This is a genomic window from Actinacidiphila yeochonensis CN732 (assembly GCF_000745345.1).
Classification (GTDB): Bacteria; Actinomycetota; Actinomycetes; order Streptomycetales; family Streptomycetaceae; genus Actinacidiphila; species Actinacidiphila yeochonensis.
On record NZ_JQNR01000004.1, the window covers coordinates 1053482 to 1067390 of the forward strand.

Below are 13909 nucleotides of genomic sequence, written 5' to 3' on the forward strand. Positions count from 1 at the left end.
CCCGGCCCGGCACCCCACCGCCGTCGACCGACGGTGCGCGGCGGCGCGCGGTGGGCCGTCCGTCAGGCGTTCGGGGTCGGAACCGTCGCGCCGGCCGGGTGCGGCCGGCGGGGGTGCGGGAAGCGCCGGTCGCTCCACTGGGCCGGAACAGCCGCCGGGCGCCCCATCGACACCCCCTGGACCAGCCAGGCCGGCAGATCCGACCGCCGGGTCACGCTCAACTTCCGGTAGACCCTGGTGAGATGCTGCTCCACCGTGCTCACCGTGATGTTCAGCAGGTGGCTGATCTGCCGGTTGCTCTGCCCCCGGGCGGCGAGTTGGGCCACCCTCCGCTCGGCGGCGCTCAACTGCTCGTCCAGGGAAGCCTCCTGCTCGGACAGCTCGGCGGCGTCCCCCGCCGGGCCGAACCAGCCGTCGGCCAGGACCGCCCCCGGCGGCATCCCGCCGGGCTCCCACACCGTCCCGCCCTCGTACCCGCACTCCGCCACCGCCCGCAGCAGCTGCCGCTCGCAGACCCGGACCCCCTCGGCGTCGCCCACCGCGCCGTACGCCGCCGACAGGTCGGCCAGCACCGGCATCAGCTCCACCGCGTCCGCCGGCTCCCGCAGCAGCCCGGCCGCCTCCCGCAGCAGCGCGACCCGCTCCTGCGGCCGGGCCGTCGCCGCCAGCGCCCGCAGGCCCACGGCCCGCACCCGGGGCCCCGCCCCACCGCGCATCCGCAGCTGCTCCTCGGCCAGCGCCCGCGCTCCGGCGCGGTCGCCGAGCCGGGCCAGGGCCAGCGCGCAGTCGCCGCGCCACGGCACCAGCGCCGGCAACTCCACCGTCCAGGACGTCGCCAGCTCCCCGCACGCCCTGAAGTCCGCCAGCGCCAGCCGGGGTTGGCCCGCCTCCAGCAGCCAGTGCCCGCGTGCCCGCAGGAACAGCGCCGCCCGCAGGCCGCGCCGCACCACGCCCTCCGGCTGCTCCAGCCGCTCCAGAAGCCCGGCCGCCGACTGGTGCCCGAGCGCGAGCCTCGCTCGCAGCAGCACCGACAGCGGCACCCCCACCAGCACACCCCAGTCCGCCGCTTCGAGCGCCCCCAGCGCCTCGGCGGCCCACTGCCGCGCACCGGCCTCCCGGCCGTCCAGCAGCGCCGCCTCCGCCCGCACCGCCGCCAGCCGAGCCCGCCACAGCGGTACCCTCGGCGCCTCGTCCCGCTCCAGCAGCACCCCGCACCAGCGCTCGACCCGGTCGCCGCGCCCGGCGTGCAGCAGCACCTGCAACGCCGTCAGCAGTGTGGCGAACGTTCCTGCTGAAGGCGGCAGTTCGGCCAGCACCCGTTCGGCCTGCGGCACCGCCGCGCGCCCGGCCCGCTCGTACACCACGGACGCCAGCGCGTCCGCCGCCGACAGGCCGCCACGGGCCGTCGTGCCGGTGTCCGGGCCGGAGCCCGGACCGGGCTCCGCCGGGGACGCCACGACGGGCGCGAGCCGCGCCGTCGGCCGCGCCCCGGCCGGCGCGCCCCGGCCGGCCCCTCCCCGCCGGCCGGCGGCTCCGTCCACGGTGACGGCAGGCGCAGCCGGGCCGGTCCGGGGCGGCCCGGCCCGCGGCCGCCTGCGGTCAGCAGCCACCGGTACGTCTCCAGTGCCTCCTCGTCGCGGCCGAGCCACAGCAGGCCGCGCGCCAGGAACGGAGCCAGTTCCGGTTCCAGCCGCCCCGCCGCCAGGTCCTGCCGCAACGGCTCCAGATAGCGGGCCGCCGCCGACAGCCGGGTGGGCCACAGCAGCCGTATCAGCTCCACCGCGAGCCCGGCCCGCACCGACGCGTCCTCGCAGCAGCGGTACGCCGCCTCCAGGAGCTCCAGCCGCGCCGCAGGCTTCTCGCGGGCCGCCCCGTCCGCGGCGCGCCGCAGCACGTCCACCGCCCACCGCTCCCGCACCGGGCCGGCCGCCAGCAGGTGCCGCGCCACCCGGGCGGGCGGGCGTCCGTCCGCCCTCAGCATCCGCGCCGCCGCCAGGTGCAGCCGGGCGCGCTGCGCCTCGACCAGCGAGTCCAGCACCGCGGAGTGCACGGCCGGTGCGCGGAACCAGCCGCGCTCCAGCAGCGCCGACTCCGCGAGGGCGGCCAGTGCCCGCCGGACCCGTCCACCCGGCAGGCCGGTCAGCCGCGCCACGTCCTCGGGCGGCGCGCCCCGGCCGAGGACGGCCAGGCCCCGTGCGGTGTCCACCGTGGCCCGGTCCCAGCGGTACAGGCAGCCCAGGACGGCCTGGCGGAAGAAGCCCCCGGTGACCGGGCGGGCCGGCAGGCTGCCGGGCCCGTCGGGCGGCGCGGCGGCGCCGTCCTCCACCAGTCCCTGGAGGAGCAGCGGATGTCCGCCGCTGGCCGCGTGGTAGGCGGGCGCCAGGCGCGCGGCGCCGGTGCCGCCCACCGCCGTGGTGAGCGCGGTGCGCACCCCCGACGGCGGCAGCAGCGGCAGCGTCATGCGCTGGCAGCCGGGCAGCGCGAGCAGCGCGGCGCGGGCGGTGGCCAGCTCCGGCGGCGGTGCGTCGCGCTCGGCGAGCACGACCAGCAGCCGCGCCCCCGGCAGTCGCGCCATCGCCGAGGCCAGCGCCTCCACCGAGCGCGGCTCGGCCAGCTGGAGGTCGTCGACGGTGACCAACACCGTTTGCTCCGCGCCGCGTCGGCGCAGCACGGCGGCCAGGGCTGCGGCGGCGCCGGTGGGGGAGGGGCCGGCGGAGGAGGGGCCTTCGTGGACGTTCGCGCGGCCGGGCCCGGTGCCGGGGGCCGCGGGGAGCCGGCGGGCGGATCGGTGGGCGGGGCCAGCCGGGCGGCGCGTATGAGCAGGTCGGCGACGTCGAACGGGGTGGGCGGCTGCGATCCGGGGGCCGCGGCCGCCAGGACCAGGCCGCCGCGCCGGGAGACGTGTCCCTCCAGGTCCTGGAGGAGTTCGGTCTTGCCGCTGGCGACCGGCCCGTCCACCAGGAGGACGTGCGGCCCGCCCCGTCCGCTGCTGGCGTACAGCTCTCTCAGCCGCGCGGCCTCCGAGCAGCGTTCGATAAACGCCATACCCAATCGCCCCCGTGCGAAAGTATTGACCGTCACGCGTGAACATATCATCCCCGGTAATGCGTGCCGATGCCGTCGGTACCTCCGCCGGCTCTTAGTCCGGCCCCCGGAGTGCCCCCGGCGCCCGGAAGCGCCGAACGGCGTACCGGTCCGTGCGGCTCCGGATATCCCGGAAAGAGGCCGTCCCCCGCCCGGCATTTCCGGCCCGGCGAACGCGGGCACCGTAACGCGGCGGCAAAGAAACCGGGGCACCATTGCGGCCTTTCCCGGGCCGAGTGCTCACCGCCGGGGCCGTACCCGAGACCCCTCCCCGGTCCTCTCCGATCCTCTCCAGTGCTCCTCGACGGTCCCCGACGGACCTCGGCCGCACCGGCGGGGCGGGAGTCATCGCTGGTGGGAGCGGTGCGCGGAGCGGCCCAGCCGCGACGGCGGCCGGATTGCCCGCCCCCTGGCGCGGGTGCCCGAGGCGGGTGTCGGCGGCCGGAGCCGACGAGCCTCCCGGGGGTGGCACGGCGGGGCCCCTGGGGCCCCCGGACCGTTCGGTGCGAGCCTCGGACCGGCGCTCCGAGGTGGCGTTCCTTGCACTTATGCACCGTGCCGGACATCCGCCTGGCGCCGCCGCCGCGCCGCCGCCGAACCGCTCCCGAACGGCCGTCGAGCGGTCCTCGGGTCATCCGCCGCCGGCCGGCGGCGGATGCGGCGTGCTGACGCTCCCGGGCGGCCGGGGCGGCGCGTCAACGGGGGGCGGATCGGTGCCGGCGGCTCCACTCGGCGTCCGGAAAAGGAAGACGGTGGCCCGGCGAAAGGGAATCGCCCGGCTGTGTGCAGCGGATGCCGGGAAAACCAGTGGTTTTCCCGGGTGAATTCGAGAGGTGGAGTGGTGGCGTCCGTTCGCGGAATACCGATTCGACGGAGAGTGATATCCGATGCTCGTCGGCCCGGGCCGGTGATGTGGCGGTGCGGTAAAGGGGCCGACGGGGTGGCGTTGCGGAATGCGTTCCGCGGTGAGGCCGGTGGAGCTCGGTCGCATTGGTGAATCCGGTGAATCCGGTGAATCGGCCTCCGGCCGGTGCCGTGCGTCGGGGTGACGGCCGTCGGTGCCGCGTGTGACGCTGTGGCCAGCGGCTTTCCCGGGTCGGCCGGCCGGCTGCCGGTCCACGCGCGCGCCAGGGTCGGGAGCGGTCGGGCCCGGCTGGGACTACTCGCGGGTATCGAACCGGTATACGACGGCTTGGCCGGGTGACGCCGGATGACGCTCCCGGTGCGAACGGCGGCCGGCGGCAATCCCGTCGGCGCGGAACCGCCCGGTACGCCCGGCCAATCCCCGTTCCCGCTACCGCTGTTGGAGCTCTCCGATGCCGGCCCGGCCCAGGGGCCCGCATTCCGAATCCCGCCCCCGGCCGAGGCGGCACCGCATTACCCCGGGAGGCGGATTGGCGGCCTTTCCCGTACATACGGCCGTTTGCTCCGGCGGCCGGCCGCTCCTCCCGACGGCGCGTCCAGACGGCGCCCGCTCCTCCCGGCGGCGCGCCGGGTGACGGCTCCGGCTATCCGAGCCTCGCCAGTTCCTGGAGGAGCCCGTAGCAGGCGTGGACCACCGCGCAACCGCGGTCGTGGCGGGTGGCGACGCCGGCGACGGCCGTACCCGTCGCGGGGTGGAAGCCGGCGAAGGACTGCTGGCCGAACGTCGACCCCGCGTGGAAGAGCAGCGGCCCGCGGGCCGCCGGGTGGAGGAGCCAGGTCAGCGTGTGGGTGTGTCGGCGGCCGAACCCGCGCCGAAGCTGCGGTACCTGGACCGCGCGCAGCGCCGCCGCGATGGGCGTGGCCTCCGGTCCGAGGTGGGACTGGGCGTAGGTGAGGAGGTCGGTGGCGGACATGCGCAGCGCGCCCGCCGCCGCGAACGCGCCCATGTCCGTGGGCGGCAGCAGGGTGTACCCGTCGCCCCTGCGGCCGACGGCGGGTGTGCGGCCGTCCTCGGCGGCGCCGGATGCGGACAGGTCGGCGGGCGGCCGGGTCGTACCGGAGGTGAGGCCCAGGGGAGCGAGGACGTGCCGGGCGAGAAGGTCCGGGTACGGCGCGCCCGCGGCCGTCTCCAGCGCCGGGCCGAGCAGCGCCACGCCGAGGTTGGAGTAGTTCCAGCGGGTGCCGGGCTCGTGACGGGGCCGGGCGCGGGTGAGGGCGTCGAGGAGGCGTTCGCGGGGGTAGCCGGCGTACCCGTTGGCGTAGGGGTGCAGGAGCGCTCCTGGCACCAGGTCGCGCGGGACGCGGGGCAGCCCCGAGGTGTGGGTGGCCAGGTGCCGCAGCGTGATCCGGCGGGTGGCGTCGTACCGGACGGGCAGGCCGGGGAGGTGGGCGGTGAGCGGGTCGTCGAGGCCGAGCACCCCGCGGTCGGCCAGGTCGGCCAGGAGCAGCACGGTGAACGTCTTGGTGAGCGAGCCGAGTTCGTACACCAGGTCTTCCCGGGGCGCCGCCGGGGCGGGCCCGGTGCCGTCCGAGGCGACGAACCGGCGCCCGCGCCGGGCGGCGGCCATCGCCACGTCCGGCGCCCGCACCCGGGCGACGGCGGCGGCGAGCAGTTCGGCGGTGCCGTCGTCGGGCTGCCCGACGTCCCCGCGGCCGGCCCGGACCCCACCGGCCGGCTCGACGGCCCGGCCGGTGGCGGTCACCCCGGTGGGCGGGAGGGCGCCGGTCACGCGGCCACGTCCGCCGAAAGGGCCCGCGAGGTGGCCATCGCCGACGCGAACGCCGCCACCAGCGTGGGGTGGTGGACCTGGTCGAAGACGTCCTGCCGGCTGCCCGTGGGCATCGCCCGCTGCACCGGCATCGCGCCCTGCGGGTCCTGCGCCGCCGCGTACCGCTCCCACGCCTGGGCGTCGAGGGTCGGGCGCGGCAGGCAGGCGTCGATCACCAGGAGCTCGCCGAGCAGGTCCCAGTGCTCCAGGTCGGCCCAGTCGGCGATCCACGCGGGCAGGTACAGCTCCAGGTACTCCGCGATGTGCGGGGGGATCCGCTCGGGGGCGGCGCCCCAGTCGGTCAGGTGGAAGACGGTGTGGGTGATGTCGTAGGCGATGTGGAGCTGCACCGTCCACGGCTCCGGCAGCTTGCCCAGCCAGGTGGCGGCCAGGGCCTGTTCCGGGTCGCCGCTGGGCACCAGGCCGAGCTTGCGCTCGGAGTTGAGGATGCCGAGGCGCCGGTTGGGCACCGTCTCCAGGGCGCGCCAACTCGCCGTGCTGCGGGCCAGGTCGATGGCGTCCTCCAACCCCGGGTGCCGGTAGCCGAGTTCGTGCAGGCTCGCGTACACCTCCAGCGGGACGGGGGAGTGGGGCTCGTCGCGCTGGAGGGCGGCCAGCAGGTTGCCGCCGTCGAGCAGGTCGCGCCAGACGTGGTCGAGCAGCCGCACCGAGATGTCGTGCATCCGCGAACCGGCCACCCCCTCGCGGGCCAGCACCCGCATGTTGACGGCCAGTTCGCCGACCGGCTTGAGCCGCTCGACGATGCCGCTGCCGGTGGCCAGGTCCTCGTCCGTGAGGCGGAAGAAGTCGCGGTGGGCGTCGAGCCAGCCCAGCGCCTGGTCGCCGACGCGGTGCAGCAGTGCGGGGGGAGCGGCGGTCACTTACCTCGCCTCGCTTTCTCGCGGCACAAGGACGGCTCGCGGCACAAGGGTGGGGGGACGGGTCCGGGCCAGGGTCGCTGCGAACGCGGCCACCAGCGTGGAGTGGTAGCAGGCGGTGAAGACCTCGCCGGGCGGCGTGTCCGGCGGCGGGGGGCCGTCCACCTCCGGCAGCTCCCCGCCGGCGGCGCGGGCCGCGGCGAGCCGCCGCCAGGCCACCGGGTCGTAGGGGGCGCCGGGCAGGACGGCGGAGACGGCCAGGAATTCCCCGGCCAGGTCCCACAGGCGCTCGTCGAGCCAGAGGTCGGTCCAGGCCGGCAGCCACAGCCGCAGGTACTCGGCCTGCGGCGCGGGCAGCCCTCCGGGGGTGCGGCCCCAGTCGGTGGCGTGGAAGGCATCGTGCGTGATGCCGTAGGCGGCCTTGCGGTCCAGTGCCCAGGGCTCGGCCAGCTGGCCCAGGCCGGTGCGGGCCAGCACCGCCGCGAAGTCGGCGTGCGGCGGCAGCCCGATCCGCCGTTCGGCGTTGAGCACGTTCAGGGTGCGGGTGTGGTCCTCGCGCGGCACCCGCCAGCGGCGCAGCGAGGTGGTGGCCGCGATCAGCTCCTCGGTACCCGGGTGGCGCAGTCCGGCCCGCGCGAACACCCCGTAGAGCTCCACCGGGTAGACGGCCAGCGGTTCACCGCGCACCAGGTCGGCGAAGAGCTCGCCGCCGCGGGTCTCCTTCCACGCGAAGGCGAAGAGGTCCGCCGCGGCGTCCCGGATCTCGGGCACCGGATGCAGACTGATGACGACATGCGTCAACTCCGCGAGCTCACCCAGCGGTTTGAGGGTGAGGTTGGGGTCGGCGTCGGTGGCCACGTCGTCGGGCAGCCGGAACGACGGGCGCATCGCGGCGAGTTGCCGCAGGCTCCCGGCCGCCACGTCGTCCAGCAGTTCGGCGTCCGGGTGCGCCGGGTAGGCGGCGCACTCCGGGGACGGGCGCTCGTCGTCCGGGGCGGCTCCGGCCCTCGGCGCGGGGCCGGTCACCGCGGCCCGCGGCCGTGGAAGCGGCGGGCCGCGGCGGTGTGGAGTGCCACCCGGGGGTCGCCGCCGCTCATCCGCCGTACGTAGACCATTCCGGCGTCCAGCCCCAGCGTGTCCGGGACCCCGGGCAGCCCGGCCAGCCAGCGGCCCACCCCGGCCGACTGGAGCCAGTCGCGGCGCCGTACCGCCCGGACGAATCCGCGCGCCAGGTCCTCCGTCCGCGCCGCGAGGCCGGCCGTCAGCGCGGGTGCCAGCCCGGGCAGCGAGAGCGCCGCGAGCTGGGAGGCGCGGTGCGCGAGCTTCGGCCACGGGGCTTCCGCCAGCCACCGCGAGCCCCCGTCGGGCAGCCCCGGCCAGCCGTCGGAGCCGCCCGGCAGGTACGCACGGGCCGCCTCCGCCAGGCCGCCGTAGGTCCACACGGACACCTCGGAGGCGTCCGCGCCCGGCGGGTAGGCGGCCAGCGCGGCCCGCACCAGCCGCTCGTCGGCACCGCCGCCCGCAACGGACGCGGCACCGCCGGCCCGGCCGCCCGCCGACGCGCCGCTGTTCGCGCCGCCGCCCGCGTAGGGGGCGAGCACGTCCGCGCCCAGGACCCGGATCACGGCGAGCGCCACCGCCTCGTCGTGCACCAGCAGTTCCGACAGCGCATAGGAGCCGTGCTCACCCTCAAGGGCGAGCACGACTCCCGATGCGACGTCGGCAACCGCAGTGCTCAGCGAGGTGTTCTCCTGCGCCTGCTCTGCCAACGCTCTCCCCTAACCGTCAGCTGTTGTCCGTCTTGGTCGGGCGCGGGGTCGGGGGCGAGATCAGCAGGAGGCCGAGAAGTAGCAGACCTCCGAAGCACTCGCGGGTGTCACGGTAGATGCCTTCGGGTTCGGCGGAATCCACCAGGCCTTCGACCTCGGCGGCGAGAGCAGCCGTCTCGATGGGGGCAGTGAGCTCCGAAGCCATGAGACCATCTCCTTTGTTCGGGGGATCTCCAGATTGGCATCGGGTACATAACCCCGCAAATCGGACAACTGTAGCAATGGTGCACCCCCCTTGGCCGCGCCGCATGTCCGCCCCGTGTCCGCCCCGGAGTCCCGCCCCCCGCGGGACGCGGGCGGGCACGTAGAGCTCTGGAGCCCGGGAACTCAGAAGCAGGTCCGCGCCGTGGCGTGTGGGAAGGGCCGTGCAGGCGCCTTCCGCCGCGCGGCCGGAGACCGTCCCGTCCGCGGGCAACGCGCGGCGCCGGGCTTCCATGGCTCCGGTCCAGTCGTCCGCGCGGCTCGGCTCCTTGAGCCGGCCGACGCAGCCGACGTACTCGCGCGAGGACGGGGAGGGCATGGGGGCGATGGTCTGCGGCATCCAGGCGACCGCCGTGCGGAGGGCCCTGCTCCCGGCGCCGAGGTCACCGATGCGCACCGAGGCCGGGTGGCGGCGCACCGAGGCCGGGCGGGGGCGGACCGCCGGCGCCGCGAGCCGGAGCGGGCCGACTTGGCGGCTCCGTGGGGGCCGACCAGCACGGTCGGCCCGCCTGGAAGCCGGTCGCTGGATTCGCTGACTTCGCCGAGGACCGTCGGCCTACGCAAGCCGGCAGCCGTACGCGCGGGAATCCAGAACCACGGCCATGGAGACCTCCCCGGCGAGCGGAGCCCGCGCGAGGATTCCTCCGGCGGGGACCAGCCGTGCTCCGTCCGCGCGGTGGAGAGCCGCCGGCGGCTCGGGAGCGATCGCCCTGGGGTGCGGTGGGCGCGGTGGGCGCGGTGGGCACGGTGGGAGCGCCCGCCCGCACCCCGCGGCGCGGAAGGCGAGGGCCCGGGCGGCCGCGGCTCCGCCGGCCGCCGCGACCACCCGGGTCCCCGGTGCGAGGTCAGAACTCCTCGTGCGTGTCCGGGTCGCCGCCCAGCCGGCGCTGCTCGCCGCTCGCGATCGCCGCCATCTCCTGCTCGGTCAGCTCGAAGCCGAAGACGTCCAGGTTCTCCCGCTGCCGGCGCGGGTCGCCCGACTTCGGGATCGGCACCGCCCCCAGCTGGACGTGCCAGCGCAGCACCACCTGCGCGGGAGTGCGCCCGTGGGCCTCGGCGACGGCCGCCACCGCGGAGGAGGTGAGCAGGTCGCTCTTGCGCCCCAGGGGGCTCCAACTCTCCACCGCCACGCCCTTGGCGGCCATCTGCGCGCGCAACTCCGCCTGCGGCAGCAGCGGGTGGAGTTCGACCTGGTTCACCGACGGCAGTACGCCGGTCTCCCGCTCCAGCCGGTCGACGTGCGCCGCGGTGAAGTTGGAGACGCCGATGGACCGGACGACGCCCTCCTCGCGCAGCTTGACCATCGCGCGCCACGAGTCCACGTACTTGTCGACCCGCGGCAGCGGCCAGTGGATCAGGTACAGGTCGACGTACTCCAGGCCCAGCCGCTGCCGCGACTCCTCGAACGACGCCAGCGTCTGCTCGTAGCCGTGCTCCCGGCCCGGGAGCTTCGTGGCGACCACGACCTCCTCGCGCGGAACGCCGGAGGCCCGCACTCCGCGCCCGGTGCCGGCCTCGTTGCCGTACCGCACGGCCGTGTCGACCAGCCGGTAGCCGGCGTTCAGCGCCTCCGCTACCGCGCGCTCGGCCGCCGCGTCGTCCATCGGGTAGGTGCCGAGGCCGACCCCGGGCAGCCTCGTGCCGTCGTTGAGGTCGTACAGGGGGGCCGGTGAGGGTGTGGACATGCGGACCGCTCCGTTCCATCGGGTGGCGCTGGGCTGGACCCGGCCCCGCTTCCGGTGCCGGACGGACAGCCCATTATCGGCATCCGCCCTGGTCCGGCAGTCCCGGGCCCCTCGTGGCACGGCCCTGGACCGGCACTGGCCCTCCGATCGGGCGTATGGCAGCCTGAGCCCGCAATGATTCGTACCGACGCACGAAAGTTTCGCCTCCTCTTATGGCCACCGAACCGCCCGCCCGGTCCCAGCTCCAGCCGTCCGTGACCGCGGTGAACCCCGTACTGCCCGGCTTCCACCCCGACCCGTCGGTGTGCCGGGTCGGCGACGACTACTACCTGGTCACCTCCACCTTCGAGTTCTGGCCCGGCCTGCCGCTCTTCCACAGCCGCGACCTGGTCCACTGGCGGCCCGTCGGCCACGCCGTCGACCGCCCCGGACAGCTCGCGCTCGACGGCGTCCGCCCCTCGGGCGGCCTGTACGCGGCCTCCCTCACCCACCATGACGGCCGCTTCCACCTGGTGTGCACCCTGGTCGACGGCCACCAGCGCTCGGGCAACTTCCTGCTCACCACCGAGGACCCGGCGGGCGACTGGTCCGATCCGCTGTGGCTGCCCGACGCCCCCGGCTTCGACCCCTCCCTCTTCTTCGACGAGGACGGCAGCGCCCATCTCCTCGGCACCCGGCAGACCGACGAGGAGGGCCACACCGCCATCTGGCTGCGCTCCCTCGACCTGGCCACCGGCGCTCTCGGCGAGGAGCACGTCCTCTTCCGCGGCGCCCTCGTCGACGCCACCTGGGCCGAGGGGCCGCACCTGTACCGGCACGGCGGCTACTACCACCTGCTGCTCGCCGAGGGCGGCACCGAGGACGGCCACGCCGTGACCTCCGCCCGCAGCACCAGCCTCACCGGCCCCTACCGGAACAACCCGCGCAACCCCGTCCTGACCCACCGCCACCTGGGAAGCGGCCAGCCGGTGACCGGCGTCGGCCACGCCGACCTCGTCGCCACCCCGGCCGGCGACTGGTACGCGCTGCTGCTCGCCTCCCGCCCCTACGGTGGCGGCCCGCACGCCAACCTCGGCCGCGAGACGTTCCTCGCCCGGGTCGAGTGGCAGGACGGCTGGCCGGTGGCCAACCCCGGCGTCGGACGGCTGGAGGAGCGCACCACCGTCGCCCTCCCGCCGCACCCGTGGCCCGCGCGGCCGGCCCGCGACGACTTCGACGCGCCCGCACTCGGGCCGGAATGGAACCTGCTGCGCACCCCGCGCACCGAGCTGCTCACCCTGACCGAGCGCCCCGGCCACCTGCGGCTGCGCCCGCAGCCGGCCACGCTCGCCGACACCGCGTCCCCCGCCTTCGTCGGCCGCCGCCAGCAGCACGCCGACGCCGCCGCGCGCACGTTGCTCGACTTCACCCCGTCCGGCGAGGGCGAGGCGGCGGGGCTGGTCGCCTTCTACGACCACCGCCACCACGCCGCGCTGCTCGTCGTCCACGACGAACAGCACGGCCGGGCGCTCCGGTTGACGGTGTGCGACGCCGGCGTCGAGACGGTACGGGCCGAACTCCCGCTGGTGCCCGGTCCGGTGGAGCTGGCGCTCACCACCCGGGGCCAGGAGTACACCTTCGCCTTCACCCCGGCCGGCGCCGCCGAGCCCGTCCGGCTGCCCGCCGTCGACGGCCGCCTCCTGAGCAGCGCCCACGCCGGCGGCTTCACCGGCACCCACCTCGGCGTGTACGCCACCGCGCCGGAGCCGGGCGGCGTGTGCGACGTCGACTGGTTCGAGTACGGCCCGGCCGAGGAGGCGTAGGCGGCGCGGCCCGCCGATCCCCGGGGAGTCCGCCCCGCCCGCGTGAGGCCGAACGTACGGCGGCAGCGCTCGCAGTGCTGTGACGCGCCCGGCTCCAGTGAGTCGGGCGCACGCCGCGGCGGGCACGTCCGGGCCGACCGGGCAGGGGGCGTGTGCCTCGCGGGCCGCTGCCCGCGGTCAGGCGCCGGGAGGTGCCCGGTCCGCGTGGAGCGGCCTCTCCTCCCCGGGGCCGGGCGGCGGTTTCGCGCGGGCCCGCGCTCAGCCGCCGTAGGTGGAGGCCGCGAGGTCGACGAACGAGCGGATCAAGGGGTTGGTGTCGCCCTTGTTCCAGGCCGCGACCGCGCGGCTCGGCGGCATGTCGGCGAGCGGTACGACCACCAGCCCCGCGCCCGGCTCGTGGCCGACGAGTGTCATCCCGACCGTCCCGTTCCACAGCACGGCCTGCCGGCACTCCTCGACGGCCGTCACCACCGGGCCCCGCCGGGGCGCGCCGCCGTTCCAGTACCTCTGCCAGACGGGGTCGGTACCGTCGGGGAAGCGGAACCAGCGGCGGTCGGCGAGGTCGGCCAGCCGGAGGCTGCCGCGGCCGGCCAGGGGGTCGTCGGCGCGCAACAGGGCCCCCACCGGGTCGGTGCGCAACTCCCGCACGGCCAGGCCGCTCTCGTCGAACGGCCCGCGGGTGAGCGCGATGTCGACGGCCCCGGTGAGCAGGCCGCAGGTGGGGTCGGGGAGCTCCGTCTCGCGTACCCGGACCTCGACGCGGGGGTGCCGGTCGCGGAAGGCGGCGGCGAGCCGGTGCGCGGCCGGATCGGTACCGCCGCCCAGGACGCCCACGGTGAGCGCCGCGCTGCCGGCCGCGTCGGCGACGCGCTCCCGTACCCGCTCGGCGTGGTCGAGCAGGGCGCGGGCCTCGCCGGCCAGCACCTCGCCGACCGGGGTGAGGCGGACCCCGGCGGGCGAGCGGTCGAACAGCGCGGCCCCCACCCCGGCCTCCAGCGCCTTGATCGCCCGGCTCAGCGGCGGCTGGCTCATGTGGAGCCGGGCGGCGGCCCGGCCGAAGTGGCGTTCTTCGGCGACCGCCATGAAATAGCGCAGCGTACGCAGCTCCATACTGCAACGATACCCGCAGGGTATCGGCTGTGCGGAACAGGTCTTGGACACGCGCCTCGCTCCTGCGGTGGGATCGTCGTATGACCTGCGTACCAAGAGTCCCGGCCCCCTCGGGCCGGACGATCGCCGGCGGCAGCGGATCGGCGGCCGCCGCCGACACTTCGGTCCTGGGCCGGGGAGGTCGGCCGTGACCGTCGCGTACTGGATCGTCGCCGCACTGCTCGCCCTCTTCTACCTCTACGGGGGCGCGCTGAAGATCGTCCGCAGCCAGGAGCAGCTGCTGCCGATGATGGCCTGGGTGGACACCACTCCGATGCCGGCCGTCAGGGCCATCGGGGCGGCCGAGGTGCTGGGCGCGATCGGCCTGGTCCTGCCCCCTCTGACCGGCGTCGCCCCCGGACTCGCCCTCGCCGCCGCCGTCGGCCTCCTGGTGGTCCAGGTCGGCGCGATCCCCGTCCACCTGCGGCGCGGCGACCGCCAGGTCGCCATGAACGTGGCACTCCTCGCCGCGGCGGCTGCGGCCATCTGGCTCTCCACGACCTGGCTCTGACCGCGTGGTGCGCCGGTGCGCGCCCGACGTCGAACGCCGGCGGGGCGCGCGCCGTGGACGGCTTCTCCGCCGGCGGC

At 76.3% G+C, this 13909-nt stretch carries 11 protein-coding genes; 2 read left to right on the forward strand and 9 right to left on the reverse strand.

The window, feature by feature from the left end:
* Positions 1 to 62 precede the first annotated feature (62 nt).
* The 8 genes from BS72_RS37160 to BS72_RS11055 form a co-directional block, all read right to left on the reverse strand.
* Positions 63 to 1364, reverse strand: a complete 1302-nt coding sequence (locus BS72_RS37160) for a helix-turn-helix domain-containing protein (RefSeq protein ID WP_198545849.1) — start codon at positions 1362 to 1364, stop codon at positions 63 to 65.
* Positions 1268 to 2641, reverse strand: coding sequence for an ATP-binding protein (locus BS72_RS35380; RefSeq protein ID WP_037909022.1), 1374 nt, complete (start codon positions 2639 to 2641; stop codon positions 1268 to 1270). Before BS72_RS35380 ends, BS72_RS37160 begins: the two co-directional genes overlap by 97 nt.
* A 1951-nt stretch (positions 2642 to 4592) precedes the next feature.
* Positions 4593 to 5738, reverse strand: coding sequence for a serine hydrolase domain-containing protein (locus BS72_RS11025; RefSeq protein WP_078901227.1), 1146 nt, complete (start codon positions 5736 to 5738; stop codon positions 4593 to 4595).
* Complete coding sequence (locus BS72_RS11030; RefSeq protein WP_037909024.1) at positions 5735 to 6658, reverse strand: DUF6895 family protein; 924 nt, start codon at positions 6656 to 6658, stop codon at positions 5735 to 5737. Before BS72_RS11030 ends, BS72_RS11025 begins: the two co-directional genes overlap by 4 nt.
* Positions 6659 to 7681 carry a DUF6895 family protein gene (locus BS72_RS11035; protein ID WP_322942194.1) on the reverse strand — a complete coding sequence of 341 codons (1023 nt, stop codon included), beginning with the start codon at positions 7679 to 7681 and terminating at the stop codon, positions 6659 to 6661.
* Positions 7678 to 8424 (reverse strand): hypothetical protein, encoded by a 747-nt coding sequence (locus BS72_RS11040; protein ID WP_232792325.1) that lies wholly within the window; start codon positions 8422 to 8424, stop codon positions 7678 to 7680. Before BS72_RS11040 ends, BS72_RS11035 begins: the two co-directional genes overlap by 4 nt.
* 16 nt (positions 8425 to 8440) lie before the next feature.
* Positions 8441 to 8629: a hypothetical protein gene (locus BS72_RS11045; RefSeq protein ID WP_037909027.1), complete on the reverse strand. Its 189-nt coding sequence runs from the start codon at positions 8627 to 8629 to the stop codon at positions 8441 to 8443.
* A 901-nt stretch (positions 8630 to 9530) separates the two neighbouring features.
* Complete coding sequence (locus BS72_RS11055) at positions 9531 to 10370, reverse strand: aldo/keto reductase (RefSeq protein WP_037909031.1); 840 nt, start codon at positions 10368 to 10370, stop codon at positions 9531 to 9533.
* A gap of 212 nt (positions 10371 to 10582) precedes the next feature.
* Here BS72_RS11055 and BS72_RS11060 point away from each other — a divergent pair, with 212 nt between their 5' ends.
* Complete coding sequence (locus BS72_RS11060; protein WP_051950932.1) at positions 10583 to 12172, forward strand: glycoside hydrolase family 43 protein; 1590 nt, start codon at positions 10583 to 10585, stop codon at positions 12170 to 12172.
* A 258-nt stretch (positions 12173 to 12430) separates the two neighbouring features.
* On the opposite strand, the gene BS72_RS11065 is transcribed toward BS72_RS11060, so the two are convergent.
* Positions 12431 to 13282, reverse strand: coding sequence for a LysR family transcriptional regulator (locus tag BS72_RS11065; protein WP_037909033.1), 852 nt, complete (start codon positions 13280 to 13282; stop codon positions 12431 to 12433).
* A gap of 187 nt (positions 13283 to 13469) precedes the next feature.
* Here BS72_RS11065 and BS72_RS11070 point away from each other — a divergent pair, with 187 nt between their 5' ends.
* Complete coding sequence (locus tag BS72_RS11070) at positions 13470 to 13832, forward strand: DoxX family protein (protein WP_037909035.1); 363 nt, start codon at positions 13470 to 13472, stop codon at positions 13830 to 13832.
* The last annotated feature ends 77 nt before the right edge of the window (positions 13833 to 13909 follow it).

Bases quoted from the DNA above. Each gene is read 5' to 3' on its own strand.
- BS72_RS11045 (WP_037909027.1), bottom strand. From the start codon at position 8,629: ATGGCTTCGGAGCTCACTGCCCCCATCGAGACGGCTGCTCTCGCCGCC.
- BS72_RS11065 (WP_037909033.1), bottom strand. From the start codon at position 13,282: ATGGAGCTGCGTACGCTGCGCTATTTCATGGCGGTCGCCGAAGAACGC.
- BS72_RS11060 (WP_051950932.1), top strand. From the start codon at position 10,583: ATGGCCACCGAACCGCCCGCCCGGTCCCAGCTCCAGCCGTCCGTGACC.
- BS72_RS11055 (WP_037909031.1), bottom strand. From the start codon at position 10,370: ATGTCCACACCCTCACCGGCCCCCCTGTACGACCTCAACGACGGCACG.